Origin of the sequence: Kocuria nitroreducens (assembly GCF_042879195.1) — a bacterium.
GTDB lineage: Bacteria > Actinomycetota > Actinomycetes > Actinomycetales > Micrococcaceae > Kocuria > Kocuria nitroreducens.
Window position 1 is genome coordinate 81,040 of sequence record NZ_JBHZTC010000010.1, and the last position, 25,952, is coordinate 106,991.

Below are 25,952 nucleotides of genomic sequence, written 5' to 3' on the forward strand. Positions count from 1 at the left end.
GATCGAGGACGGCGGCCCCGGTGCGTTTCCGGGCCCGTCCGCACCGCGCGACGAGCCCGTAGCATGGCCCCATGAGCTCTCCGCCGCCCCCCGCCGTGACCCTTCTCACCCGGCCCGGGTGCCACCTGTGCGAGGCCGCCCGGGAGTCCGTGGACCGGGTCACCTCGGCGCTGGGGCTGGAGTGGCAGGACGTCGACATCGACGCCGACCCCGAGCTGGCCCGCCGGCACGCCGAGGAGATCCCCGTGGTGCTGGTGGACGGCGTCCCGCGCGACTTCTGGCGGATCGACGAGCGCCGGCTCGCCCGGCTGCTGCGCGAGCGCCTGGTCGGCTGAGCCACCTTTCCCGTTTGGGGCCGGTGCGCCCGGTCTGGGACCATGGGTGCCATGCCCTCCTCGACGGTCCATCTGCTGCGTCACGGCCAGGTCCTCAACCCAGACCGCATCGTCTACGGGAGGCTGCCCAGCTACGGCCTCACCGAGCTGGGAGCGCGGATGGCGGAGGCCGCCGCCGCGGAGTTCGCCCGCCGCGTGAACGCCGGCTCCCGCATCGTCCACCTCGTCTCCTCCCCGCTGCAGCGGGCCCGGGAGACCGCCGCGCCCGTGGCCCGGGAGCTGCACCTGCCGGTGCACCCGGACGAGCGGATCGTCGAGGCCCACAACCACTTCGAAGGCCTGCACGTGGACGTCCCCGAGCTGCTGAAGCCCCGGCACTGGCCGCACTTACGCAACCCCCTGCGGCCCTCCTGGGGCGAGCCCTACCGGCACCAGGTCGCGCGCATGGCGGAGGCCGTGCGGGACGCCGGGCGCACCGCCGCGGAGCGCGGCGGGGACGGGGCCGAGGCCGTGCTGGTGTCCCACCAGCTGCCGATCTGGCTCACCCGGCGCTCCGCCGAGGGGCGCCCCCTGCCGCACGACCCGCGTCGGCGGCAGTGCAACCTCGCCTCCATCACCTCGCTCGTCTTCGACGACCTCGACTCCGGCCGCCCGCCCCGGGTGGTCTACGGCGAGCCCGCCGCCGACCTCTACACAGGGGTCAACCAGCTTCCCGGTTCATAATGACCGGGCGTCGCCGCCCTCCCCGTCCCGTCCAGAGCACCAGGTGATCCGTCCGTGACCTCCCGCCCCTCGCCCGCCTCCCGTCCGTCCCGCCGCCGCGTGCTCACGCTCGCGGGCCTCGGCGTCCTCGGGCTCGCCCTTGCCGGGTGCACGGAGGAGGACTCCCTCGCCCAGCAGGCGAACTCGGGGGACAGGAAGGGCTACATCGCCGGGGACGGCACGGTCTCCGAGTACCCGGCCGCCGAACGCGGGGAGCCGGTGCAGTTCACCGGCACGCTCTTCGACGGCACGTCCCTCTCCGCCGAGGACCTGCGCGGACGGCCCGCGCTGCTCAACTTCTGGTACGCGGGGTGCGCCCCGTGCCGCGTCGAGGCCCCCGACCTCCGCGAGCTCGCCGAGCGGTTCGAGGGGCAGACGGCCTTCTACGGCGTGAACCTGCGCGACGAGCGGGCCACCGCCGAGGCGTTCGAGCGCACCTTCGAGATCCCGTACCCCTCCGTCGAGGACAAGGACGGGGGCGTGCTCATGGCTCTGAGCGCCTACGTGCCGCCGCAGGCCGTGCCGACCACGCTCGTGCTCGACGCCCAGGGGCGGGTGGCCGTCCGCATCCTCGGCACCGCGGACCGCTCCGTGCTCGAGACCCTTCTCGAGGACACGGTGGCCGAAGCGGCATGACGGCTGGCAACCCCTTCGCCGAGATCGTCCTCGACGGCTCCCTCCTCGTCGCGCTGCCCGTGGCGCTGCTGGCCGGTCTCGTCTCCTTCGCGTCCCCGTGCGTGCTGCCCCTCGTGCCCGGCTACCTCGGCTACGTCACCGGTCTGACGGGCGCGGACCTGCAGGAGCAGCGGCGCGGCCGCGTGCTCGCGGGAATCACGCTGTTCGTCCTCGGCTTCTCGGCCGTGTTCCTGGTGATGTCCGTGCTGCTGGCCCAGCTGGGCGCCTACGCGTGGTTCCTGGGGCAGAACTGGATCACCGTGGTCCTCGGCGGCCTGGTGGTGCTCATGGGCATCGTGTTCCTCGGCGGGGTGTCCTTCTTCCAGCGGGACCGCAAGATCGGGCGCCGCCCACCGCCCGGGCTCTGGGGCGCCCCGCTGCTCGGCGTGACGTTCGGCCTCGGCTGGGCGCCCTGCATCGGCCCCACCTTCGCGGCCGTGCAGGCCCTCGTCTACGTGGACGGCGCCTCGACCGGCAAGGCGGCCGTCCTCACGGTCGCCTACTGCCTGGGCCTAGGGGTGCCGTTCCTGGCGCTCGCCCTCGCCCTGCGCCGGGGCATGGGCGCCATGGGCTTCTTCCGGCAGCACCGCCTCGGCATCCAGCGCGCCGGCGGCGGCCTGCTCGTCCTCGTCGGCCTGCTCATGATGACGGGCGCGTGGACGGCGTTCGTCTCCTGGGTGCAGGCCGAGCTCGTCACCGACTGGGTGATGCCGATCTGAGCGCCTCCGAGCCCCGGTCCGCGACCGACAACAGAAAGGCCGGCATGAGCACCGTAGCGCCCCCGTCGTCGTCGTCGGGCCCCTCGTCCCCGGTCCCCGGCCAGCGCACCCCGGACGTCGAGCTCCCTGCCCTCGGGCCTATCGGCATGGCCCGGTGGGCCTGGACGCAGCTGACCAAGATGAACACCGCCCTGTTCCTGCTGCTGCTCCTGGCGGTCGCCGCGGTGCCGGGATCGATCTTCCCGCAGCGCATCCAGGACCCGGCGGCGGTCCAGGACTACATCGACACCAACCCCGTCCTGGGGGAGTGGCTGGACCGGGTGCAGCTGTTCGACGTCTTCTCGTCGGCGTGGTTCTCCGCGGTCTACATCCTGCTGTTCGTCTCCCTCGTGGGGTGCGTCCTGCCGCGCGCCGCCAAGCACTGGCGGGCGTGGCGGGCCGAGCCCCCGCGCACCCCGCGCCGGCTGGAGCGGCTGCCCGAGCACCGCTCCCTCGCCCTGGGCGGGCGCGACGGCGCCGGGGCGCCGGCCCCGGACGACGTCGTCGCCGACGCCGCCCGGCTGCTCAAGAAGCGCGGCTACCGGGTGGCGGTGCGGGACGCCGGCACGGCCGCCCCGTCGGTGGCCGCCGAGCGCGGCATGTGGAAGGAGGTCGGCAACATCGTCTTCCACCTGGCGCTGCTGGGCGTGCTAGTGTCCGTGGCCGTCGGCTCCCTCTTCGGCTACAAGGGCCAGCGGGTGGTCGTGGAGGGCGAGTCCTTCGTCAACACCCTCATCGGCTACGACTCCTTCACCCCCGGCACCAACTACGACCCCGACTGGCTCGACCCCTTCTCGGTGCGGCTCGACAGCTTCGAGGCCGTGTTCAACCGGGACACCACGGACCCGCGCAGCTACGGGGCGCCCCTGGACTTCACCGCGGAGGTCACGGTGCAGGACGAGCCCGGCGCCGAGCCGCGGCAGGAGGTGCTGAAGGTCAACCAGCCGCTGAACGTGCACGGCGTGAAGAGCTACCTGGTGGGCAACGGCTACGCCCCGGTGGTCCGGGTGACCGACGGCAACGGGGACGTCGCCTTCGAGGGACCGGTCGTGACCGTGCCCTCCGACGGCGTCTACACGTCCTCGCTCGTGCTCAAGGTCCCGGACGCCCGTCCCGACCAGCTCGGCTTCGTGGGGCTGCTGCTGCCCACCGCCGTGGGCGGGGAGGGCGAGATGCCCCGCTCGGTGGACCCCGGCCTCGCCAATCCACGGCTGATCCTCTCCGCGTACCACGGGGACCTCGGCCTGGACAGCGGTGAACCGCAGAACGTGTACGTGCTCGACGTCGAGCCGCTCACCGAGCTCAACGCTATGACCAACGAGAACGGCGCCATCACCCTGGACGCCGCGAACCCCGTGCACGAGCTGCCCGACGGCAAGGGCACCGTGGAGTTCCTGGACGTCAGGCGCTACGTGGGCCTGGACATCCACTACGACCCCGGCAAGACCGGCGCGTTCGTCTCCTTCGTCGCGGCCTTCGCGGGCCTGCTCATGTCCTTGTTCATCGCCCGGCGCCGCGTCTGGGTGCGCGCGGCGGAGGGCGTCGACGCGGCCGGCCGGCCGTGCACGGTGCTGGAGTACGGACTGCTGGCCCGCGGCGAGGACCCCCGGCTCGCCGCGGAGGCCGAGCGGCTGGACCGCCTCTGGACCGAGCAGTGGCAGGACGCCGGCGTGCGGGACACGGACACCACGACGACGACTACAGCGACGGCGACCACGACGACGGCGGCGACCACGACCGTGACCGCGGCGGCCGGGAGCACCGTGCGCGTCGGCAGCCGGTCGGAGACCGACCGGGACGCCCGGCCGGACGCCCGGCCGGACAACGAGTGAGAGGATGGGCGGCATGACCGTCAACGAGACACTGGGCGCCTGGAGCGAGCTGTTCATGCTCCTGGCGGCCATGACCTACCTGGTCGCCTTCGTGGCCTTCGCGTGGGACGTGGCGTCCCATTCCAGGACCCTGCGCGGGACCGCGGGCACCGGGGAGCGCGAGCTCGTGGGCGCCGCCGCGGGCACCGCGGCGACCTCGGGGGACGCCGCCGAGCCCGCCGACTCCCGGGCCGGCCACGGCACGGGCCACCGCGGGCGCGGCTACCGCACGAGCGCGCGCTCCGCCCTGGCCGGGCACGTGGCGGACGAGGAGATGCGCTACACCGGCGAGCGCCGTCCCGCCGCCCGCGTGGCCGTGGCCGTCATGGTCCTGGGCTTCGCCGTGCACACCGCCGCCGTGCTGACCCGGGCCTTCGCGGCCGGACGGGTGCCGTGGGGCAACATGTACGAGTTCTGCACCACGGGCGCCCTGGTCGTCGCGGGCGTGTTCCTCCTGGCCCTGCTGGCCCGGGACCTGCGCTTCGTGGGCTCCATGGTGTCCGGGCTCGTGGTGATCATGCTCTGCGCGGCCACCATCGGCTTCCCCACCCCGGTGGGGCCGCTGCAGCCCGCCCTGCAGTCTTGGTGGCTGGTGATCCACGTGTCCATCGCCGTGGCGGCCTCCGGGGTCTTCACCATCACGTTCGCCATGGCCGTCCTGCAGCTGCTGCAGGCCCGGCGGGAGCGGGCGATCCTCTCCGGCGACCGGCCCGGCACGGGCTTCCTGGCGATGGTCCCGTCCTCCCAGGCGCTCGAGAACCTGTCCTTCCGGCTCAACGCGGTGGGGTTCGCCTTCTGGACCTTCACCCTCGCCGCCGGCGCCATCTGGGCGGAGCAGGCCTGGGGGCGCTACTGGGGCTGGGACACCAAGGAGGTCTGGACCTTCGTGATCTGGGTGGTCTACGCCGCCTACATGCACGCCCGCGCCACCCGCGGCTGGACCGGCAACCGGTCGGCCTGGCTGTCGATCGTCGGGTACCTCTGCGTGATCTTCAACTTCACCGTGGTCAACACGGTCTTCCCCGGCCTGCACTCCTACTCCGGGGTCTGACCCCCGGCCGCCCGTACCGGACGACGACGTACGGCCCGCACCTCTCGGTGCGGGCCGTTCGCCGTGGTCGGGTCGTCGGTGGTGCGGATCGGTCGTGCGGGGCCGGTGGTGCGGATCGATGGTGCGGGTCAGTCGTGCGGGGGCCGGTTGCCGGGGGTGCCGTCGTTCGGTCCGTCCGTGCGGCCGGCGGACGAGCCGCCGGAGGGCCCGTCGTCGGGGCGGTCGCCCGGACCGTCCTTCCGCCCGGTTCCGCCGGCCGCTCCCGGTCCGCCGTTGCGCCGCAGCTCCTCCTCCCACTGCCGGAGCTTCTCGGCCTTCTCCTGCTGCCGGCGGCGCTCCTCGAGGTTGCGCAGGAACTGGGGGTCGTCGTCGGGCCCCTTGCCGCGCACGGAGCGTGACGACTCGGCGGTGCCCTTGGGGCGCCCGAGGAACAGCCACAGGAGGGCGCCGACGAGCGGCAGGAGGAGGATCACCGCGATCCAGCCCCCCTTGCGGAGACCGCGCATGTCGGCGCTGTCGGTCCGAGTGCACTCGATGAGGGAGTACACGATGACGCCCACCGCCAAAGCGGCCGCGCCGATGATGAGGATGGCTCTGCCCATGCCGACAATCGTAGGGGAGTTGCCTGGACGCCAGCTCAGCGCCCCGGGAGTTCTGCCCGCCGGCCCCGCTAGACTGGAGCCGTGAACTTCCTGAAGTACTCCCTGCTCCGGTTCGCGCTGCTCGTGCTGGCCTTCCTGCTCTGCATGTGGCTGGGCGTGGGGCTGGTCCTGTCGGGGATCGCCGCGGTGGCGATCTCCTTCGCGGTCTCCTACCTGTTCTTCCCGCGCCTGCACACCGCCGCGGGCGAGGAGGTCCACCGGTGGTTCGCGCGGGCGCCGAAGCCCCGCAACCGGGGGGCGCTCGAGGACCAGGAGGTCGAGGACGCCTACGTGGACCGGAGGCTGCGCGAGGACGGTCGCGAGCTCTGAGCACCGGCGGCTGACTCCCCGGCGGGGGCTCACCCCCACTGCCGCAGCAGCACCGCCAGCAGGAAGAGCACGGCCCAGCCCACGTTGAGCACCCCGCACTGCCGGAGCACGGGGATGAGCTGGCGCCGGTCCCGCACCCGCAGCACCGTGGCCACGGGTGCCCACGCCAGGGGCAGGAGCAGCAGCACGAGCAGCATCCACGGGTTGTAGGGCACCAGGAACAGCACCAGCGCGAACGCCACGGCGATCTCGGCGGTGAACACCACCCGGGCCAGCGGGTCGCCCAGCCGCACGGCCAGGGTGCGCTTGCCGACCTCCCGGTCCCCGGGCAGGTCCCGGATGTTGTTGGCCATGAGCAGGGCGGTGGCGATGAGACCGGTGGACAGGGCCGCGACGAACGCCTCGAGGTTGAGGGTGCCGGCCTGGGTGAGCGTGGTGCCGAGCACGGCCACGAGCCCGAAGTAGACGAACACGAACACGTCGCCGAGCCCGCGGTACCCGTACGGGCTCCGCCCGCCGGTGTAGCTCCACGCGGCGAGCACGGCCGAGAGGCCGACGGGGATGAACCACCACTGGCGGCTCAGCACCACCAGCACCGCGCCGGCGAGCGCGGCGAGACCGAAGCACAGCAGCGCCGCTGCCTTCACCCGTGCCGGCGCGGCGGCCCCGGAGCCCGTCAGGCGCAGCGGGCCCACGCGGTCGTCGTCGGTGCCCCGGATGCCGTCGGAGTAGTCGTTGGCGTAGTTCACGCCGATCTGCAGGAAGAGGGCCACCAGCAGGGCGAGCAGCGCCCGGACGAGGTCGAAGGAGTGCAGGGCCTGGGCCGCGGCGGAGCCGGCCACCACGGGGGCGAGGGCCATCGGCAGCGTCCGGAGCCGGGCTCCCTCGATCCACTGTGCTGGCGTGGCCACGGGCTACCTCCGTCGAGAACGACCCGCGCGGGGTGCGGGGTGCGGGATGCGGGCCGCGTGGGGGTCCGCGGCCGCGCACCATTGTGTCACGGCGCTGCCCCGGCCCCGGCTCGGGCGGGGGGCTCAGCCGAGCAGACGGCCCACGGCGGCACGGTCCGGTTTCCCGGTGGGCAGCAGGGGCAGCTCGTCCGGCCAGGCCCAGCGCCGGGGCACCGCGGCGGTGCCGTGCCGGGCGCGCACCGACTCCTCGAGCTCGGTGCGCAGCCGCCGGCGGTCCGTGCCGGGGGCCGCGACGACCGCGGCCCCCACCGCCTGCCCCCACTCGGCGTCGGGCACGCCGAGCACCACGGCCTGCCGCACCGCGGGGTGCTCCGTCAGCGCGGCGGTCACGAGCCCCGCGGCGACCTTGACCCCGCCTGTGTTCACGACGTCGTCGATCCGCCCGTGCACCGTGAGCACGCCGTCGGCGGAGAGCCCGCCGAGGTCGTCCGTGCGGTACCAGCGCGTCCCGGCGGTCTCCCGGAAGTGCCGTGCGGTCTGCTCCGGGTCCCCGGCGTAGCCGGCGGCGACGACGTCCCCGCCGAGCCAGATCCGGCCCGGCCCCGCCGGGCCGGGGACCCCGGGTCGCGGGGCGTCGTCGTCGGCCCCCGCCACGTGCACGGAGACGCCGTCCAGGGGCACGCCGTCGTAGACGCAGCCCCCGCACGTCTCGGTCATCCCGTAGGTGGAGACCACCCTGACATCGGCGGCCCGGGCGGCCGCCAGCAGTCGCGGGGGGGCCGCCGAGCCGCCGAGCAGGATCGCGGAGAAGCTCTTCAGCGCGGAGACCGCGTCCCCGTTGCGCACCCCGGACGCCGGTTCCAGGATCCGCTGCAGCTGGGTGGGCACGAGCGAGGTGTAGCGCACCGGGTCGTCCATCTCCTCGGCCGCCGCCGCGAAGGACTCCGGGGTGAAGCGGGCCGCCGGGTCGAGGACCACCGGGTCCGTCCCGGCGTAGAGGGAGCGGACGAGCACCTGCACCCCCGCCACGTAGTGGACGGGCAGCGCGAGCAGCCACTGGCCCACCCCGCCGGTGCGCACCGCGGTGGCCATCGAGGACGCCGCGAGCGCGTCCCGGGCGAGGACCGTGCGCTTGGCCCGGCCGGTGGACCCGGACGTGCGCACCACGACGGCGGGGCCCTCCCGGCCCAGCGCGCGGGTCAGCGGGGACATCAGCCGCAGGGGGTCGCCGGGCACGGGCCCGTCGAGGACCACGGCGTCGCCGGGGACGATCAGCTCGGCCATCACGGCCCTCCTCCTCGCGCCGCCGGACGGGTCGTGACCCGCAGAACAGGTTGTGGCGCGGCGGCAGGCGGCCTAGAAGTAGTAGGGGAAGCCGGACCAGTCGGGGTCGCGCTTGCCCAGGAACGCGTCCCGGCCCTCGACGGCCTCGTCGGTCATGTACGCCATGCGGGTCGCCTCGCCCGCGAAGACCTGCTGGCCGACCATCCCGTCGTCGGGCAGGTTGAACGCGAACTTCAGCATCCGGATCGCCTGCGGGGACTGGGCCGCCACGTCCCGGGCGGCGGCCATCGCCGCGTTCTCCAGCTCCGCGTGCGGGACGACCTCGTTGACCGCGCCCATCTCGAACATCCGCTGCGCGTCGTACTCCCGGGCGAGGAAGAAGATCTCGCGGGCCGCCTTCTGCCCCACCTGCCGGGCCAGCAGCGCGGAGCCGTAGCCGGCGTCGAAGGAGCCCACGGTGGCGTCCGTCTGCTTGAACCTCCCGTGCTCCCGGGAGGCGATCGTCAGGTCGCAGACCACGTGCAGGGAGTGCCCGCCGCCCGCGGCCCAGCCCGGGACGGCGGCGATGACCACCTTGGGCATGGTGCGGATCAGGCGCTGCACCTCGAGGATGTGCAGCCGCCCGGCGCGGGCCGGGTCGATGCTCTCCGCGGTCTCGCCCTCGGCGTAGCGGTAGCCGTCGCGGCCGCGGATGCGCTGGTCCCCGCCGGAGCAGAACGCCCAGCCGCCGTCCCTGGGGGAGGGTCCGTTGCCGGTGAGCACCACGGCGCCCACGTCGGACGTCATCCGCGCGTGGTCGAGCACGCGGTAGAGCTCGTCGACGGTTCCCGGCCGGAAGGCGTTGCGCACCTCCGGGCGGTCGAAGGCGATCCGCACCCAGGGCAGGTCCCGCACGACCGCGCCGTCCGGGTCCCGCTCCACGCCGCGGTGGTAGGTGAGGTCCTGCAGGTCCTGGAAACCCTCGACCGTCCGCCACTGCGCAGGGTCGAAGAGCTCCGAGACCCGCTCGGGGAGGTCGCTGCCGGGGGTGCGGGAGGTGTCGGTCACGCTCCCGAGTCTACGACGGCGGATCCGGCCGGCCACTCGCGGGGGACGGCGACGCCGGAGCGACGACGGCGGGGCACGGCCGCTGCCCGGTCAGGCGCCTGTCGGACGCGGCGGTGACCCCGGCCCGCTCCGGGACCACCTCGTCCGCCGCAGGGGACGGAGGTGCCGGGAGGTGGCTAAGCTCGGAGGATGGCAGACTTCCGGACGAGCACCCTGCACACGACCCCCGTCGGGGACGACGGCGCCCCCGTCGTCTTCCTGCACGGCCTGTTCGGCCGGGGCAAGAACTTCACCCGGATCGCCAAGGACCTCCAGCCGGACTTCCGGAGCCTGCTGGTGGATCTGCCCAATCACGGACGGTCCGAGTGGACGGACCGGGTGGACTACGAGCAGATGGCGGACTCCGTGGCCGAGACCCTGCGCGACGATCTCGCCTCGGAGGGACCGGTCGCCGTCGTCGGGCACTCCCTCGGCGGCAAGGTGGCCATGGTGCTGGCGCTGCGACACCCGGATCTCGTCTCCCGGCTCGTGGTGGTGGACATCGCTCCCGCCCGGACCGGTGGCGGCGAGGGCGAATTCGCACACCTGCTCGACAGCCTCGCCGCCGTGGACCTCACGGTCGTCGAGCGCCGCTCGGACGCGGACGAGGCCCTCATGGAGCCCATCCCGCAGGACACCACCCGGAGCTTCCTGCTGCAGAACCTGCGCCGCGGCAAGGAGGGGCTCTCCTGGGAGCCGAACCTCGAGCTCCTGCGGTCGAGCCTGGACACCATCGGCAGCTTCCCCGACACCGGGGACGCCGTCTACGAGGGACCCGTCCTCTGGGTCGCCGGCGGGCTCTCGGACTACGTCCGCGACGAGCACGCAGCGGTCATGCGCTGCCTGTTCCCCAGGACGCACCGGGTGACGATCCGCGAGGCCGGCCACTGGGTCCACTCGCAGGCGCCGGAGAAGTTCGTCGAGGTGCTGCGCGGGTTCCTGGCGCACACCGGGAACTGACCGCCTTCCCCGCGCGGAGCACGGCCGTCCCGGACGGTGGTCCGGCGGGGGCGGCAGCCGCCGGACCACGACGACCGGCCCCCTGTTCCGGTGGGAGACTGGGACGATGAGCTCCGTCCCCTTCGACCTCGCCCGGATCGGCACCGGACTGCCGGTCGCCGGGGTGCTCGGCGAGCTCCGCGCGGCGCTGGCCGGCGGTGTCGCGGTGGTGCAGGCCCCGCCCGGCACCGGCAAGACCACCCTGGTGCCCCCGCTCGCCGCCGACCTGCTGCACGAGCAGGCCGGGGGCTCCGGGCCCGGCCGGGTGGTCGTCACCCAGCCCCGGCGGGTCGCCGCGCGCTCGGCGGCCCGCCGGCTCGCGCACCTGGCCGGGACCCGCGTGGGCGAGCTGGTGGGCCACACGGTGCGCGGCGACCGGCGCACCGGGGCCCGCACGCTCGTCGAGTTCGTCACCCCGGGGGTGCTCCTGCGCCGGCTGCTGCAGGACCCCGGCCTGCCCGGGGTGGGGGCCGTGGTCCTCGACGAGGTCCACGAGCGCGGCCTCGAGTCGGACCTGCTCGTCGGCATGCTGGCCGAGGTGCGGCAGCTGCGCGAGGACCTGGTGCTCGTCGCGATGTCCGCGACCCTCGACGCCCCTCGCTTCGCCGGCCTGCTGGGTGGGGGCGCCCCGGCCCCGGTGGTCGACTGCCCCGCAGCCCTCCACCCGCTCACGGTCCGGTGGGCCCCGGCGCCCGGACGGCGCACCGACGACCGCGGGGTCACCCGCCCGTTCCTCGACCACGTCGCCCGGACCGCGGCCGACGCCCACACGCAGGCGCTGTCCCGGGACGTCGCCACGGACGCGCTCGTGTTCGTCCCCGGGGCGTGGGAGGTCGCGCAGGTCGCCCGGCGGCTGCGGGAGACCTGTCGCGGGACCGAGGTGCTCGAGCTGCACGGCCGGGTCGGGGCCGCCGAGCAGGACCGGGCGACCTCGGGACGCCGACCGGGGGACCCGCCGCGCGTGGTCGTCTCCACGGCCCTGGCCGAGTCCTCCCTGACGGTGCCGGGCGTGCGCCTCGTGGTCGACTCCGGGCTGTCCCGGGAGCCCCGCCGCGACTCGGGACGCGGCATGACGGGCCTGGTCACGGTCGCGGCCTCGCGGGCCTCGGCCGAGCAACGGGCGGGCCGTGCCGCCCGGCTCGGACCCGGGGAGGTCGTGCGCTGCTACGACGAGCGGACCTGGGCCGCGATGCCCCACCACCGCACCCCCGAGCTCGCGGCCGCCGACCTCACCGGCGCCGCCCTGCTGCTCGCCTGCTGGGGCGCTCCCGGCGGACGGGGCCTGCCCCTGCCGGACCCGCTGCCCGCACCGGCCCTGGCCGACGCCGTCGCCGTCCTGCACGGGCTCGGGGCGCTCGACGACGACGGCCGGGCCACCGCCACCGGGCGGCTGCTCGCGGCGGTGCCCGTGGACCCGCGCCTGGCCCGCGGCCTGCTCGACGGCGCCCGCACGGTGGGCGCCCGGCCGGCGGCCGAGGTCGTCGCAATGGTCTCGGACGACCACCGCCCGCCCGGCGGGGACCTGTCCCGCCTGCTCGCCGACCTGCGCTCCGGACGGGCCCCGGACGCCCGCCGCTGGGCCGACGAGGCCCGGCGCCTGGAGCGGATCGCCACGGACCCGCCGGTCGCCGGACCGCACGAGCCGCCGGTGCCGCCGCCGGCCGGGGACGTCCCGGCCGAGCTCGTGGCCGGTGCCGTCGTGGCGCTGGCCCTGCCGCAGCGGGTCGCCCGGAAGGTGGGGGACACGTATCTGCTCGCCTCCGGGACCCGCGCGGGCTTGGTCCCGGGGAGCGGCCTGGCGGGCCACGAGTGGCTGGCCGTCGCCGACGTCACCCGGGCGGCCGGTCAGGCCGCCGCCGGGACCGGCGCGGTGGTGCGCGCCGCGGCGGCGCTCGACCGTGCCCTCGCCCAGCGCTGCGCCGAGCACCTGCTCACCGACGAGGTCCGCACCCGGTTCGAGAACGGGCGGGCGAGCGCCCGCCGGGTCCGTGCGCTCGGGGCGATCGAGCTGTCCGCGACACCCGTGCCGCCCACGCCGGAGGCGGCCCGCGACGCGGTGCGCGCCGCCCTGGCCGAGCAGGGCCTCGGCCTGCTCGGCTGGTCGGACGGCGCGGACCGGCTCCGGCGCCGGCTCGCGCTGCTCCGCCACCGGCTGGGGGACCCGTGGCCCGACATGGCCGACACCGCTCTGCTCGACCGTCTCGACGAGTGGCTCGCCCCCGAGCTCGGCGCCCTCGCCGGCGGTGCCCGGGTCGACCTCGCCGCGCCCCTGCGGCGGCTGCTCCCGTGGCCGGAGGCCGCCCGCCTCGACGAGCTCGCGCCCGAGCGGCTCGTCGTGGCCAGCGGCTCCCGGGCCCGGATCGACTACCCGGCCGCCGACGACCCCGCCGGCCGGCCCGTGGTCAGCGTCAAGCTCCAGGAGTGCTTCGGGTGGGCGGCGTCCCCGACGGTCGCCGACGGCCGGGTCCCGGTCCTCTTCCACCTGCTCTCCCCGGCGGGGCGGCCGCTGGCCGTGACCGACGACCTCGCCTCGTTCTGGTCCGGTCCCTACGCCCAGGTGCGCGCCGAGATGCGCGGCCGCTACCCCAGGCACCCCTGGCCCGAGGACCCCTGGACCGCGCCCGCCACCGCCCGCACCGCGCGCCGCACCTGACCCCGTCTGCCGAGCCCGTCTCCCGGGCCCGGCGCTCGCGTCCCGTTCCTGAGCCCGGTCCCCGCACCGCGTCCCCGGGCCCCGGGCCTGCGCACGCTGAGTGGCGCCCTCCTGTGATCTGGGTTACGGTGGGCTCACCGCACCTGCCGAGCGCGTTGATCCAGCGCGCACGGACCGGCTCGCCCACCTCGCGATCCCCGGCCCGAGGCACGCACCGGCCGGACCCCCGCGACGCGATCGTTCCCGCGGTTCCGGCACCGGGCACGGTTCCGCCGGGCAGCACCTGCCCTCCCCGCACAGGTGCTCCGGCACACTTCTCGCAGCGCAGCTCGCTGCACCTCACGGAGAACGGGTACGCCCTCATGACTGCCACCTCGATCGAGACCTCGTCGACGACCCCGACCACCTCGTCCCTGCCGCTGGTTCCCCAGGTCACCGCTCCCGCGGTCGGCCCGGAGCTCGCCCGCTCCTGGCTGCTCGTCAACGGCGCCCAGCCCGAGCGGTTCGCGGCGGCCCGGGCGAGCGCGGCCGACGTCGTCGTCCTCGACATCGAGGACTCCGTGGCGCCCAAGGACAAGGAGCGGGCCCGCCGCAACGTCATCAGCTGGCTGGACGCCACGGACGAGCACGGCGAGCAGCACCACGCGTGGGTGCGGGTCAACGGCTTCGGCACCCAGTGGTGGGAGGAGGACCTCCGGGCGCTCGCCGGCGTCCGCGGCCTCGACGGCGTCATGCTGGCCATGGTCGAGTCCCCGGAGCACGTCACCCGCACCGCGGAGCTGCTCAAGGACACGAGGATCGTCGCGCTCGTCGAGACGGCCCGCGGCGTGCAGCACCTGCAGGCCATCGCCGGAGCCCGCTCCACGTACCGCCTCGGCTTCGGGCTGGGCGACTTCCGGCGCGACACGGGCTTCGGCGAGAACCCCATGACGCTGGCCTACACGCGCTCGCAGTTCACCATCGCCTCCCGGGCGGCCAACCTCCCCGGGCCCATCGACGGGCCCGCCGTCGGGGCTCTCGGTCCCAAGCTCGCCGAGGCCACGGCCGTGACCCTGGAGTTCGGCATGACGGGCAAGTTGTGCCTGATGCCGGAGCAGACCGCCACGGTCAACGAGGGCCTGAGCCCGTCCCTGTCCGAGCTGTCCTGGGCCGGCGAGTTCCTCCAGGAGTTCGACGCCGACGGCGGGGAGATCCGCAACGGCTCCGACCTGCCGCGCCTCGCCCGCGCCAAGAAGATCCTGGGCCTGGCCGGCGCCTTCGGCCTGAGCGTCCCCGAGGGCTACGACGTCCACTTCGAGGCGCCGACCGACACGTACCACTGCTGATCCGGTGGTGAGGGGCCGGAACCCGGCCCCTCACCACGCGGGAGCGCACCCCCTCCCGACGCGTCCGACGGACCGGGAGGTGCCGTGCAGCCACGGCACCTCCCGGTCCGTCCGTGTCCGGCCACCCCGCCCGGCCTGGGCCGGGCGGGGTGGCCGGACTAGATTCGGTAGCGTGCAGACCTTCCGCCCCGCCCCGCAGCCCCCGGCGTCCCGGCCCCTCCACCGGTGGCCGAGGACGGCCGTCCCGATCGCCCTGTCCGCCTGTTTCCTCGCCGGCGGCTGCTCGGCGCTCTCCCCCGACGGCGGACGGGAGGCCGCCGAGCGGGTCGCCGCGGCCCTGAGCGCGGGCAGCGTGGAGGAGCTGTCCTTCGGGGACGTCCAGGGCGGCTCCGCCCAGGCGCAGTACGAGCGCATCACCGCGGGCCTGGGAGAGGCCGTCCCGGCCGTCGAGGTCACCGCGGTCGAGGACGCCGGGGAGGAGGGGCGGCGCGAGGCCACCCTGTCCTGGTCGTGGGACCTCCCGGGAGCGGAGCAGGACTGGGGGTACGACTCGGTCCTCCCGCTGGTCCGGACCGGGTCCGACGAGTGGGCCCCCGAGTGGTCCCCGGCCGTGGTGCGGCCGGGCCTGGAGGACGGGGAGGCCCTGCGCGCCCGGACGGTGGCCGCGGACCGCGGGGACGTCCTCGGGGCGGACGGCGAGACGCTGGTGACGGAGCGGCCGATCCGGCGGGTGGGCATCGACCGGTCGCAGCTGGACGGGGCGGACCCGGGGGAGGCGGCGCGCCGGCTCGCCGCGGCCGTGGACCTCGACGCCGACGCCTACGCCGAGGCCGTCGAGCAGGCCGGGCCCGAGGCGTTCGTAGAGGCCCTGCCGCTGCGGGAGGAGGACTTCCGGGAGCTGGACGCCGAGCAGACGGCCGCCGTCCCGGGGCTGCGCGTGGTCGAGGACGAGATGCCCTTGGCCCCGGCCCGAGGCTTCGCCGCCGACCTCCTGGGCGGGGTGGCCGAGGCGACGGCCGAGGACGTGGCGGACTCCGGCGGGGAGCTCGCCCCCGGAGCGACGATCGGCCGCGGGGGAGTGCAGGAGCGCTTCGACGACCGGCTGCGCGGCACGCCCGGCGTCGTCGTCGAGGAGATCGGGGAGGAGGCGACGACCGCTGGCGAGCCGCTGTTCGAGGTGCCTCCGCAGGCCGGGGAGCCGGTCGCGCTGACCCTGGACCGCGGGCTCCAGTCCACCACCGAGGAGCTGCTGGACGGGATCGAGTCCCCGTCCGCCGTCGTGGCGGTCCGGCCCTCCACGGGCGAGCTCGTCGTGTCGGCCAACGGACCCGGCTCCGAGGGCTACTCCACCGCGCTGCTGGGCCAGTACGCGCCGGGCTCCACCTTCAAGGTGGTCACCTCCCTGGGGATGCTCCGGAAGGGCGACACCCCCGGGACCGTCGTGCCGTGCCCGCCGTCCACGACCGCGGCGGGCGTGCGGATCGACAACGTCGAGTCCTACCCGGCCGAGTTCACCGGGTCCATCACGCTCACCGAGGCCCTCGCCCACTCCTGCAACACCAGCTTCGTGGACCAGCACGACCGGATCAGCCAGGCGGAACTGGCCGAGGCCGCGGCCGCGCTCGGCATCGGCGCCGGGACGGACCTCGGGGTGCCGGTGTTCTCCGGCTCCGTCCCCGAGGAGGAGGACCCGGCCCAGCACGCCCTGGCCATGTTCGGGCAGGGCCGCACGCTGGTGTCCCCGCTGAGCATGGCGAACCTCACCGCCTCGGTCGCCGCCGGACAGCTCGTCACCCCCCGGCTGGTCAGCACCGAGGGCGTCCTCGAGGAGGACGCCACGGCCGGGCCCGGCCCGGCGGAGCCCCTGACCGACGAGGAGGCGGAGCAGCTGCGCACGATGATGCGGGCCGTCGTCTCGTCCGGACACCTGGGCGTGCTCCAGGAGCTCGAGCCGGACACCGCGATCGGCAAGACCGGCACGGCCGAGTTCGGCGACGAGGAGCCGCCCCGGACCCACTCCTGGGTGATCGCCGAGCACGAGGACCTCGCCGTGGCGGTCTTCGTGGAGGACGGTGACCTGGGCTCGGTCACCGGCGGTCCCATCATGCGGGACTTCCTGGCTGCGGCCGCCGCGTCCCGCGCCGGCTGAGGCGCGCCTCGACACGGCGCCCCAGGGCCTTCCGCTGCCCGCGCCGCTGGCCCAGGATGGAAGTCCACCGTCCGCCGTCGCGGACCGCCGAACCCGTCAGGAGCTCCCCGTGCCCGAATCCGTGCCCACCAGCCCCGCGAGGACCAAGATCGGCGTGGTCGGCGCCGGCTCCGTCGGCTCGTCCCTGGCCTACGCGGTCCTCATCAAGGGCGTCGCGCAGGAGGTGGCCCTCTACGACCTGGCCGGGGACCGGGTCCGTGCCGAGGGCCTGGACCTGGCCCACGGGGCCATGTTCACCCCCAGCTCCCGGGTGACCGGCTCCGACGACATCGCCGTGCTGGCCGGCTCGGACGTCGTCTTCGTGACCGCCGGGGCCAAGCAGCAGCCCGGCCAGACCCGGATGGAGCTGGCGGGCGCCAACGCCGCGATCCTCGAGCAGCTGATGCCGCGCCTGGTGGAGCAGGCGCCCGGGGCCGTGTACGTGCTGGTGACCAATCCGTGCGACGTCCTCACGGTCATCGCGCAGAAGCTCACCGGGCTGCCCCCCGAGCGGGTGATGTCCTCCGGGACCGTGCTGGACACCTCCCGGCTGAGGTGGCTGCTGGCCGAGGAGGGCGGGGTGTCCACCACAAGCGTGCACGCCACGATCGTCGGCGAGCACGGGGACACCGAGTTCCCCCTGTGGTCGAACGCGAACATCGGGCAGATCCCGCTGCGGGACTGGACGGTCGGGGGCCGCCGGCCGTTCACCGACGAGCGGCTGGACGAGATCACGCACCGGACGATCAACGCGGCGTACACGGTGATCCAGGGCAAGGGCGCCACCAACTACGCGATCGGCCTGGCCGGGGCGCGGGTGGCCGAGGCCGTGCTGCGCGACGAGCACGCCGTGCTGCCCGTCTCCACGGTCCTCGACGACTACCGGGGGATCAGCGGGGTCGCCCTGTCCGTGCCGTCGGTCGTCGCGCGCCGGGGCGTCGTCGAACGCCTGGTCGTGCCCATGGACGAGCAGGAGCAGGCCATGCTGCACCGCTCCGCCGAGGCGATCCGGGCCACCGTGGCCACGATCGGGTACTGACCCCCGGAACAGCACCGGGGCCCGTCCCGGCGTGCGGAACGGGCCCCGGTGCTGCAGCGGGAGAGGTCAGCGGGCGGCCATCTCGTCCTGCGCCGCGTGGGTGAGGCGCACGGCGTCGTCGAACTCGCGCTCGACGTCCTCGTCGCGCCGGTACGTGGCCTTCGAGACCAGCATCGCGCTCACGAGGCACACGACGAAGCCGGGGATGATCTCGTAGAGGTCGGCCCACGGCGTCACGGTCCACGCGAACACGGTGACCGCGCCCAGGACCATGCCGGTGATCGCGCCCAGGTTGGTCAGCTTGCGCCAGAACAGGGACAGGATCACGATCGGGCCGAACGAGGCGCCGAAGCCCGCCCACGCGAAGGCCACGAGGCCGAGGATCGTGTTGTTCTGCTCCCAGGCCAGGAACGTGGCCACGACGGCGACGGCGGCCACGCCCGCGCGCCCCATCCACACCTGCTTGCGCTCGGAGGGGGCCTCCTTGACGGTGAGCTTGTAGAGGTCCTCCACCAGCGCGGAGGAGGAGACGATGAGCTGGGAGGACACCGTGGACATGATCGCCGCCAGCACCGCGGCCAGGACGAAGCCCGCGATCACCGGGTGGAAGAAGACCTGGGCGAGGTCCAGGAACACGGACTCGGGGTCGGTCGGGCTCTCGTCGGGGCGATTGCCGTAGTAGGCGAGGCCCACCAGGGCGGTGGCGATCGCCCCGATGACGCTCAGCACCATCCAGCTCAGCCCGATCCGGCGGCCCGCCTTCGCGTCCGAGGGGGAGCGCATGGCCATGAAGCGCACGATGATGTGGGGCTGGCCGAAGTAGCCGAGGCCCCAGGCCAGGGCCGAGATCACGCCGATCACGGTGGCGCCGCGCACGAGCGAGAGGGCGTCCGGGTCCACGGCCGTGATGTTCTCGGCCATCTGCCCGAAGCCGCCGACATTGATGAGCCCGACGACCGGGACCATGAGCAGGGCGATGAACATGAGGATGCCCTGGGCCACGTCGGTGTAGGTCGCGCCCAGGAAGCCGCCGAAGAGGGTGCAGGCGATGGTGACGCCGACGACCAGGAGCAGCCCGGAGTGGTAGGTGGAGCTGAAGGAGGACTGGAAGAACAGCCCGCCGGCGACCATGCCGGAGGAGACGTAGAACGTGAAGAACACCAGGATGATCAGGCCGGAGACGATGCGCAGCAGCCGGGAGCCGCTCTTGAGCCGGTTGTCCAGGAAGGACGGGATGGTGATCGAGTTGTGCGAGACCTCCGTGTAGGAGCGCAGCCGGGGAGCGATGAACTTCCAGTTGACCCACGCGCCGATGATCAGCCCGATGGCGATCCACGCCTCGACCAGGCCGGAGAGGAACACTGCGCCCGGCAGGCCGAGGAGCAGCCACCCGGACATGTCGGAGGCGCCGGCGCTGAGCGCGGCGACGCCGGGCTTGAGGTTGCGCCCGCCCAGCATGTAGTCGTCGAGGTTCTTCGTCCTGCTGTTGGCGTAGAGCCCGATCGCGATCATGGCGGCGAAGTAGATGACGATCGCTATCGTCTGGGCTATCTCCTGGGGCATGGTGTCCTTTCCGCCCGGCGCCGGCCCGGTGGAGCGCAGCGTCCAGGGAGGTGGGTGGTACGGGGGTCCCACGGGACTTTACGCGCGTTCCCGGGCAGTGGCCAGCCGCTGGAGGTGCAGGTGGCCGGCCGCCGCGGGTCCGGGCACGGCCCACCGACGCCCCGGGCGCCCCCTCAGGCGTTGTCGTGCGCCTGCAGGAACTCGTAGACCTGGCGCTCGTCGACCCCTGGGCGCCCCCTCCGGCAGAGCGGCCAGCACGTGCGAGTGCGCCCGGGTGTTGGGCCACGCCTGGCCCGCCCACACCCGGCTGAGCCCCGCGGGCGGGCGTCGGCAGCACGAGGGGTCCGGGCACGTCGACACGGTCCGGTGCGGGGTGTCGCGGCCGCGGAACCAGCGGGCGTCGGTCAACGCGACGCCCACGCCGATCGAGAACGCGCCCTGGCTCGAGAGCTCCGTGCGCGTGGAGCACCAGTAGGTCCCGGAGGGCGTGTCCGTGTACTGGGCGAACGCCGTGAACTGGTTGGGCTGGTCGAAGACGGTGCGCCCGGACCACTGGCGGCAGGACATCTGGCCCTCGATCGCCCCGGTGTGGTCCGCGGGGAACGCCAGGCCGTCGTTCTCGTAGGCCTTGTGGATCACCCCGGACGAGTGCACCTTGTGGAAGTGGGTGCGGATGCCCAGGTGCCGGGTCGCAAGGTTGGTGAAGCGGTGGCCCGCCGTCTCGTGGGAGACGGCGAAGCGGTCCTTGAGGTCCTCGAGGAACAGGTCCCGGTCCTTCTTCGCCTCGAGGAGGAACGGGACGGTCTTGTCCTCCGGCAGCATCACCGCGGTGGCGAAGTAGTTGGTCTGCACCCGCTGGGCGAGGAACTCGGCGTAGTCCTTCGGCGGCTCGTGGCCCAGCACCTGGTGACCCACGGTCTGGAGCAGCACCGCACGGGGGTCGTGGTCCGCCCGCGGGCTCTGCACCAGGTAGATCCGCCGGTTGAGCAGGTCCGTCACCGAACGGGTCGAGTGCGGGAGGTCGGTGACGTGGTGGATGCTGTAGCCGAGCCCGCCCACCATCTCGGAGATCACGGAGTTGGACACGGGACCCGAGGAGCAGCCGCCCAGAACCAGCAGCTCCTTGGCGGCCTGCTCCAGGTCCGGGAAGTGGCCGACGCCGAGGCCGGCTTCGGCGGTCCGCTCAACGCCTACGAGCTCATGAAGTCCATGATCGCCGCCGGGGCGGCCGGTGTGCACTGGGAGGACCAGCTGGCCTCCGAGAAGAAGTGCGGGCACCTGGGAGGCAAGGTGCTCATCCCCACCCAGCAGCACATCCGCACCCTGAGCGCGGCCCGGCTCGCGGCGGACGTCGCCGACGTCCCCTCCCTGATCATCGCCCGCACCGACGCGGAGGCGGCCACCCTGATCACCTCGGACGTCGACGACCGCGACAAGCCGTTCGTCACGGGAGAGCGTACCGCGGAGGGCTACTACAAGGTGCGCAACGGCCTCGAGGCCTGCATCGTCCGGGGCAGGGCGTACGCCCCGTACGCCGACCTGCTGTGGATGGAGACCGGCACCCCGGACCTCGAGCTGGCCCGGAAGTTCGCCGAGGGCATCCACGCGGAGCACCCCGACCAGATGCTCGCCTACAACTGCTCGCCGTCCTTCAACTGGAAGAAGCACCTGGACGACGCCACGATCGCCAGGTTCCAGCGGGAGCTGGGCGCGATGGGCTTCAAGTTCCAGTTCATCACCCTGGCCGGCTTCCACGCCCTGAACTACGCGATGTTCGACCTGGCCCACGGCTACGCCCGCCACCAGATGACGGCCTACGTGGAGCTACAGGAGCGGGAGTTCGCGGCCGAGGAGCGCGGCTACACCGCCACCCGGCACCAGCGCGAGGTCGGCACCGGCTACTTCGACCTGGTCTCCACGGTCCTCAACCCGGAGTCCTCCACCACGGCGCTGGCCGGGTCCACCGAGACCGCCCAGTTCTGACCCGGACGGCCGCGACCGGCCGGGGGCCCGCAGGGGTCCCCGGCCGCGCCGCCTCCGACGACGATCCGCCCCGGCCCGCTCCGCAACCGCCCCATCCGATCTCCGCAGAACACTCTTCAGGCGAGGAACCAGCCATGATGACCATGACCAGCAACCCCGTGACGATCAACGGCGTGACCCTCTCCGGTCACCACGTGCCCCGGCAGGACAGCGTGCTCACCCCCGATGCGCTCGGGTTCCTGGCGGCCCTGCACCGCGAGTTCGAGCCGCGCCGGCGCGAGCTGCTGCGGACCCGCGAGGAGCGGCGCCGGGCGATCGCCCGCGGCACCGACCCGACCTTCCTGCCGGGGACGAGGGCGATCCGCGAGGACGACTCCTGGCGGGTCCCGCCGCCCCGCCCGGGCTCGAGGACCGCCGCGTGGAGATCACCGGTCCCACCGAGCGGAAGATGACGATCAACGCGCTGAACTCCGGGGCGAAGGTGTGGCTGGCGGACATGGAGGACGCCAACACGCCGCCCTGGACGAACGTGGTCACCAACCAGCTGAACCTCGTCGACGCGCTCGAGGGGACCATCGAGTTCACCAGCCCGGACGGCAAGCGGTACGCCCTGAAGAACAAGGACCCGCGGGCCAACCCCACGATCGTGGTCCGCCCCCGCGGGTGGCACCTGGAGGAGAAGCACCTGTCCGTGCGGGGCGAGCCGATCGCCGGGGCGCTGGTGGACTTCGGCCTCTACTTCTTCCACAACGCCCGACGGCTGAAAAAGCTGGGCCTCGGCCCCTACTTCTACCAGCCCAAGACCGAGTCCCACCGCGAGGCGAGGCTGTGGCACGACGTCTTCACCCGGGCCGAGTCCGTGCTCGGCGCGGACCGCGGCACCATCCGGGCCACCGTCCTGATCGAGACGATCACGGCCGCGTTCGAGATGGAGGAGATCCTCTGGGAGCTCGGCGAGCACGCCGCCGGGCTCAACGCGGGGCGCTGGGACTACGTCTTCTCGATCATCAAGAACTTCCGGACCCGCGGGCCCCGCTTCATCCTCCCGGACCGCGACGCCGTGACCATGACCCAGCCGTTCATGCGCGCCTACACCGAGCAGCTCGTGCGGGCGTGCCACCGCCGGCAGGCCATGGCGATCGGCGGCATGGCCGCGTTCAACCCCTCCCGGCGGGACGAGGAGGTCAACCGCACCGCGATCGGAAAGGTGCGCGCCGACAAGCTGCGGGAGGCCCACGACGGCTTCGACGGATCCTGGGTGGCCCACCCCGACCTCGTGCCCGTGTGCCGCGAGGTCTTCGACGAGGTGCTCGGCGAGCGGCCCCACCAGCTCGACCGGAGGCCGGAGGACGTGGTGCCCGACGACAGGGCGCTCCTCGATATCGCCTCGGCCGAGGGGAGGATCACCGAGGCGGGGATCCGCAACAACGTCGAGGTCGGGATCCGATACGTCGAGGCCTGGCTACGGGGCAACGGCTCGGTGGCCATCCACGGGCTCATGGAGGACGCCGCGGCGGCGGAGATCTCCCGCTCCCAGATCTGGCAGTGGGTCAACTCCCGGGCGATCACGGACCGGGGCGAGGAGATCACCGGGGAGTGGGTGGGTGAGCTCGTCGAGGAGGAGTTCGCGCGGATCGAGCGCGCCGAGGGCGACCGCTTCGACGAGGCCCGCTCGATCTTCGAGGACGTCGCCCTGGGCGACGACTACCCGGCCTTCCTGACGACCCTCGCCTACGAGCGGTTCCTGGCCGAGCCCGAGGACCCGCACGCCCCGGAGGAGGTCGCCCCCCGGTCCCGGGTCCGCGCCTGAGGCGCCCAGCCGGCCGGGTCGACCACCCAGGGGTCCCGGGTCAGGACGTCCTCGTCGAAGACGGCGAGGACGTCCTGCGCCGTGCGGACCGGGCCGGGCAGGCCCAGCGACGCCGCCAGCCGGCCCAGCACCTCCTCCGCGCGGAGGTCCGCCGCCGCGAGCTCGGAGAGCGTCACGGCGCCGTCGCGCTTGGCGAGGCGCTGCCCGTGCGCATTGAGCACGAGTGGGACGTGCACCCACTCCGGCTCGTCCAGGCCGAGCACCGAGGCCAGGTAGGCCTGCCGGGGGGTGGAGGGCAGCAGGTCGTCGCCGCGGACCACCTGGTCCACGCCCTGGTGGGCGTCGTCGAGGACCACCGCGAGGTTGTAGGCGGGGCGGCCGTCGTTGCGCAGCAGCACGAAGTCGTCGACGCGCCCCGTGCACGCCCCGGCCCAGCGGTCTACGACGGTGCGGCAGCGCACGTCCGCGCGCAGCCGCACCGCGGGGGGCCGCTCGCGCCGGCGACGCGCCCGCTCGGCGTCAGCGAGGTCCCGGCACGTGCCCGGGTAGGCGCCCGGGGCCCCGTGCGGCGCGCTCGCGGCCGCCTGGATCTCCCGGCGGGTGCAGTAGCACTCGTAGGTGCGCCCCGCCGCGGTGAGACGCTCCACCACGGCCCGGTGGGCGGGCTCCCGGGTGGACTGCAGCAGCGGCGGGCCGTCCCAGTCGAGGCCCAGCCGGGCGAGGTCCGCGAGCTGCCGCTCGGCCGCCCCCGGCCGCACCCGGTCGATGTCCTCGACGCGCAGGACGAAGCGCCGGCCCGTCGAGCGCGCGAGGGCCCACGCGAGCAGCGCCGTGCGGAGATTGCCGAGGTGGAGGTCTCCTGAGGGGGACGGAGCATAGCGGCCGGCGCCTCCGTCCGCACGGTCCTGGGCCGAAGTGGTCATGGTTGTCAGGATAGCCAGCGGCGGTCGGTACCCTGGTCGGGTGGCGCGCATCAACGAACTCCGGGACGGCATCTTCGCCGTGAGCACGGACAACTGGAGGCTGAACTCCGGTGTCGTGCTCGGGACCCGCCGCGCCCTGGTGATCGACACGGGTGCGGGCCCGCGCCAGGCCCGGGAGATCCTGGAGGCCGTCCGCTCGCTCACGGTCCTGCCGCTGACCGTGGTGAACACCCACGCCCACTACGACCACTTCCTGGGCAACGCCGTGTTCGAGCGTGCCGGGGCCGAGGACTTCTGGGCCCACCGTGGCTGCGCGGCGGCGATCCGGGCGCACGGCGACTTCCAGCGCTCCTTCGTGGGCACCCACGAGCCGGAGATGGCCGCCGCCGAAGGACGGGACACCCGTATCGTCGTGCCCAACCGGCACCTGCCGGGCACGGGCCGGCGTCCCGCCCTGACCCGGGTGGACCTGGGGCAGCGGGCGGCGGTGCTCTTCTCCTTCGGCCCGGGCCACACCGACAACGACCTCTGCGTGGGCGTCGAGGACGTCGTCTTCACCGGGGACATCGTGGAGCAGGGCGCCGACCCGAGCTTCGACGACTCCTATCCGCGGGGCTGGGCCGAGGCCCTCGAGAACCTGGCCGCCCTCGACCGGTACCGGGTCTTCGTCCCCGGCCACGGCAACCCCGTGGAACGCGGCTTCGTGCTCCAGCAGGCCCGGCTCATGCGCACGGCGATCGACCGGGTGGACGCGAGCGAGGCCGCCGCGGCGCAGCCCGACGGCATGCGGCCCGTGACCGCCTCGATGTTCCGCCTGCCCTACAGCCCGGGGGCGGCGCGGATCCTCCTGGACCGGCTCGAGCGGATCAGGGCCGAGGACGCCGCGACCGAGGAGCTTGCAGCGCTGTCAGCGCCGCTGCCGCCAGCAGACTGACGCCGAGGATCGCCGCGCAGGCCGCGACCGCCGCCCAGCCCCCGCCCGGAACGCGCAGGGCAGCCCACAGGGGCAGCAGGCCGACCAGCAGTGCCCCCGCACCCGAGACGGCCAGCAGGGCGGTCAGGCCGCCGTCGGGCGCGGGGCGCTCCACGGGTCCGGTCAGGCGCAGCACGAGGCCGCCGAGGGCCGCCCAGCCCGCCACGACCAGCAGGGCCGCCACGACGTCCGAGGGCCGGTGCCAGCCGTTGAGCAGCGTGGCCACCCCGGTCGCGGTCGTGGCGCCCGCCCCGACCAGCGCGACGAGCGGCCGGGAGGCGGCGGGTGCCGCGAGCAGCACGACCGCCACGGCGGCGGCGGCAGCGGCCGTGTGCCCGGACGGGAAGGAGTTGACGGCGGCCTCCTGGATCCCCAGGTCCGGCTTCTCCAGCAGCACCCGCTTGAGCAGCTGGACCGTGAGGTTGGACAGCCCGACCACGGCCGCCCCGACCACCGCCGGGGCGAGGCGCCGGGAGCGCACGGCCAGGACCGCGAGGCACACGGCCGAGACCGCGCCCACCACCCACGGGACCGAGTCGAGCAGCTGAGCCGCGCGGTCGGAGAGGTCCGGGAAGGCGCCGTTCGCCTGGCGCAGGGCCAGCTCGTCGAGCCACTGCCCGGTCGCGGTGGTCAGGGACACGACCCCGACCAGTGCGGCCGACGCCCACAGGGCGGCGGCGCCGAGCAGGTGGCCCAGGACCTGCAGGACGGTGGGGGCGGGGCGGCGGGCGGTGGTGGTCATCGAGCTCCTGGGCGGTGGTGCGGGGCGTGGGGGTGCCGGCACGGCCACGG

General features: G+C 74.2%; 20 protein-coding genes and 3 pseudogenes. 15 read left to right on the plus strand and 8 right to left on the minus strand.

Annotated features, from left to right (window positions below; translation table 11 throughout):
- Positions 1–71 precede the first annotated feature (71 nt).
- From ACFYE1_RS08765 to ccsB, 6 genes are read left to right on the plus strand one after another with little or no spacing between them, the layout of a single operon-like run.
- Positions 72–335 (plus strand): glutaredoxin family protein, encoded by a 264-nt coding sequence (locus ACFYE1_RS08765; RefSeq protein WP_387741913.1) that lies wholly within the window; start codon positions 72–74, stop codon positions 333–335.
- Between the two features lie 51 nt (positions 336–386).
- Complete coding sequence (locus ACFYE1_RS08770) at positions 387–1,058, plus strand: histidine phosphatase family protein (protein ID WP_387741914.1); 672 nt, start codon at positions 387–389, stop codon at positions 1,056–1,058.
- A 54-nt stretch (positions 1,059–1,112) separates the two neighbouring features.
- On the plus strand, positions 1,113–1,733 hold the full coding sequence (locus ACFYE1_RS08775; RefSeq protein WP_387741916.1) for a TlpA family protein disulfide reductase: 621 nt from the start codon (positions 1,113–1,115) through the stop codon (positions 1,731–1,733).
- Positions 1,730–2,491, plus strand: a complete 762-nt coding sequence (locus ACFYE1_RS08780) for a cytochrome c biogenesis CcdA family protein (RefSeq protein WP_387741917.1) — start codon at positions 1,730–1,732, stop codon at positions 2,489–2,491. The genes ACFYE1_RS08775 and ACFYE1_RS08780 overlap by 4 nt, the downstream gene beginning before the upstream one ends.
- A gap of 44 nt (positions 2,492–2,535) precedes the next feature.
- A complete protein-coding gene (resB, locus tag ACFYE1_RS08785) occupies positions 2,536–4,362 on the plus strand; it encodes a cytochrome c biogenesis protein ResB (RefSeq protein ID WP_387741919.1) in 1,827 nt (608 codons plus the stop codon).
- Between the two features lie 13 nt (positions 4,363–4,375).
- The gene (ccsB, locus tag ACFYE1_RS08790) at positions 4,376–5,452 is read left to right on the plus strand and encodes a c-type cytochrome biogenesis protein CcsB (RefSeq protein ID WP_387741920.1); all 1,077 of its coding nucleotides are present in this window, start codon (positions 4,376–4,378) and stop codon (positions 5,450–5,452) included.
- 128 nt (positions 5,453–5,580) lie between these two features.
- Here ccsB and ACFYE1_RS08795 read toward each other — a convergent pair whose 3' ends face one another.
- On the minus strand, positions 5,581–6,054 hold the full coding sequence (locus ACFYE1_RS08795; protein ID WP_387741921.1) for a PLDc N-terminal domain-containing protein: 474 nt from the start codon (positions 6,052–6,054) through the stop codon (positions 5,581–5,583).
- Positions 6,055–6,135: 81 nt separating this feature from the next.
- On the opposite strand from ACFYE1_RS08795, the gene ACFYE1_RS08800 reads away from it, so the two are divergent.
- Positions 6,136–6,423 (plus strand): DUF4229 domain-containing protein, encoded by a 288-nt coding sequence (locus ACFYE1_RS08800; protein ID WP_387741923.1) that lies wholly within the window; start codon positions 6,136–6,138, stop codon positions 6,421–6,423.
- A gap of 29 nt (positions 6,424–6,452) precedes the next feature.
- On the opposite strand, the gene ACFYE1_RS08805 is transcribed toward ACFYE1_RS08800, so the two are convergent.
- The 3 genes from ACFYE1_RS08805 to ACFYE1_RS08815 all read right to left on the minus strand — a co-directional run bounded on the left by ACFYE1_RS08805 (position 6,453) and on the right by ACFYE1_RS08815 (position 9,665).
- Positions 6,453–7,334, minus strand: a complete 882-nt coding sequence (locus tag ACFYE1_RS08805; protein ID WP_387741924.1) for a 1,4-dihydroxy-2-naphthoate polyprenyltransferase — start codon at positions 7,332–7,334, stop codon at positions 6,453–6,455.
- A gap of 123 nt (positions 7,335–7,457) precedes the next feature.
- Positions 7,458–8,618 (minus strand): AMP-binding protein, encoded by a 1,161-nt coding sequence (locus tag ACFYE1_RS08810; RefSeq protein WP_387741926.1) that lies wholly within the window; start codon positions 8,616–8,618, stop codon positions 7,458–7,460.
- Positions 8,619–8,690: 72 nt separating this feature from the next.
- Complete coding sequence (locus tag ACFYE1_RS08815; RefSeq protein ID WP_387741928.1) at positions 8,691–9,665, minus strand: 1,4-dihydroxy-2-naphthoyl-CoA synthase; 975 nt, start codon at positions 9,663–9,665, stop codon at positions 8,691–8,693.
- A gap of 189 nt (positions 9,666–9,854) precedes the next feature.
- On the opposite strand from ACFYE1_RS08815, the gene ACFYE1_RS08820 reads away from it, so the two are divergent.
- The 5 genes from ACFYE1_RS08820 to ACFYE1_RS08840 all read left to right on the plus strand — a co-directional run bounded on the left by ACFYE1_RS08820 (position 9,855) and on the right by ACFYE1_RS08840 (position 17,908).
- Positions 9,855–10,664 carry an alpha/beta fold hydrolase gene (locus ACFYE1_RS08820; RefSeq protein ID WP_387741930.1) on the plus strand — a complete coding sequence of 270 codons (810 nt, stop codon included), beginning with the start codon at positions 9,855–9,857 and terminating at the stop codon, positions 10,662–10,664.
- Between the two features lie 106 nt (positions 10,665–10,770).
- Positions 10,771–13,356: an ATP-dependent helicase HrpB gene (gene hrpB / locus ACFYE1_RS08825; RefSeq protein WP_387741932.1), complete on the plus strand. Its 2,586-nt coding sequence runs from the start codon at positions 10,771–10,773 to the stop codon at positions 13,354–13,356.
- Positions 13,357–13,718: 362 nt separating this feature from the next.
- On the plus strand, positions 13,719–14,681 hold the full coding sequence (locus ACFYE1_RS08830) for an HpcH/HpaI aldolase/citrate lyase family protein (protein ID WP_387741934.1): 963 nt from the start codon (positions 13,719–13,721) through the stop codon (positions 14,679–14,681).
- A 172-nt stretch (positions 14,682–14,853) separates the two neighbouring features.
- Entirely contained in the window at positions 14,854–16,830 is a 1,977-nt protein-coding gene (locus ACFYE1_RS08835) for a penicillin-binding transpeptidase domain-containing protein (RefSeq protein ID WP_387741936.1), read from the plus strand.
- Positions 16,831–16,939: 109 nt separating this feature from the next.
- On the plus strand, positions 16,940–17,908 hold the full coding sequence (locus tag ACFYE1_RS08840) for an L-lactate dehydrogenase (protein ID WP_387741937.1): 969 nt from the start codon (positions 16,940–16,942) through the stop codon (positions 17,906–17,908).
- A gap of 66 nt (positions 17,909–17,974) precedes the next feature.
- On the opposite strand, the gene putP is transcribed toward ACFYE1_RS08840, so the two are convergent.
- Positions 17,975–19,471: a sodium/proline symporter PutP gene (gene putP, locus ACFYE1_RS08845; RefSeq protein WP_387741939.1), complete on the minus strand. Its 1,497-nt coding sequence runs from the start codon at positions 19,469–19,471 to the stop codon at positions 17,975–17,977.
- Positions 19,472–19,644: 173 nt separating this feature from the next.
- Positions 19,645–20,623 (minus strand): annotated as a pseudogene (locus ACFYE1_RS08850) (XRE family transcriptional regulator); the annotation flags it as partial.
- Between ACFYE1_RS08850 and aceA the strand changes: the two are divergent.
- Positions 20,621–21,454, plus strand: a pseudogene (gene aceA / locus ACFYE1_RS08855) (isocitrate lyase); the annotation flags it as partial. The pseudogenes ACFYE1_RS08850 and aceA sit on opposite strands and share 3 nt — an antisense overlap.
- 134 nt (positions 21,455–21,588) lie before the next feature.
- Positions 21,589–23,264 (plus strand): annotated as a pseudogene (gene aceB / locus ACFYE1_RS08860) (malate synthase A).
- Here aceB and gluQRS read toward each other — a convergent pair.
- The gene (gene gluQRS, locus ACFYE1_RS08865; protein WP_387741940.1) at positions 23,186–24,187 is read right to left on the minus strand and encodes a tRNA glutamyl-Q(34) synthetase GluQRS; all 1,002 of its coding nucleotides are present in this window, start codon (positions 24,185–24,187) and stop codon (positions 23,186–23,188) included. The pseudogene aceB and the gene gluQRS overlap by 79 nt on opposite strands.
- Before the next feature lie 40 nt (positions 24,188–24,227).
- Between gluQRS and ACFYE1_RS08870 the strand changes: the two genes are divergently transcribed.
- Positions 24,228–25,121, plus strand: a complete 894-nt coding sequence (locus ACFYE1_RS08870; RefSeq protein ID WP_387741941.1) for an MBL fold metallo-hydrolase — start codon at positions 24,228–24,230, stop codon at positions 25,119–25,121.
- Here the strand turns inward: ACFYE1_RS08870 and ACFYE1_RS08875 are convergent.
- Complete coding sequence (locus tag ACFYE1_RS08875; protein ID WP_387741942.1) at positions 25,054–25,902, minus strand: phosphatase PAP2 family protein; 849 nt, start codon at positions 25,900–25,902, stop codon at positions 25,054–25,056. The two genes, ACFYE1_RS08870 and ACFYE1_RS08875, sit on opposite strands and share 68 nt — an antisense overlap.
- Between the last annotated feature and the right edge of the window lie 50 nt (positions 25,903–25,952).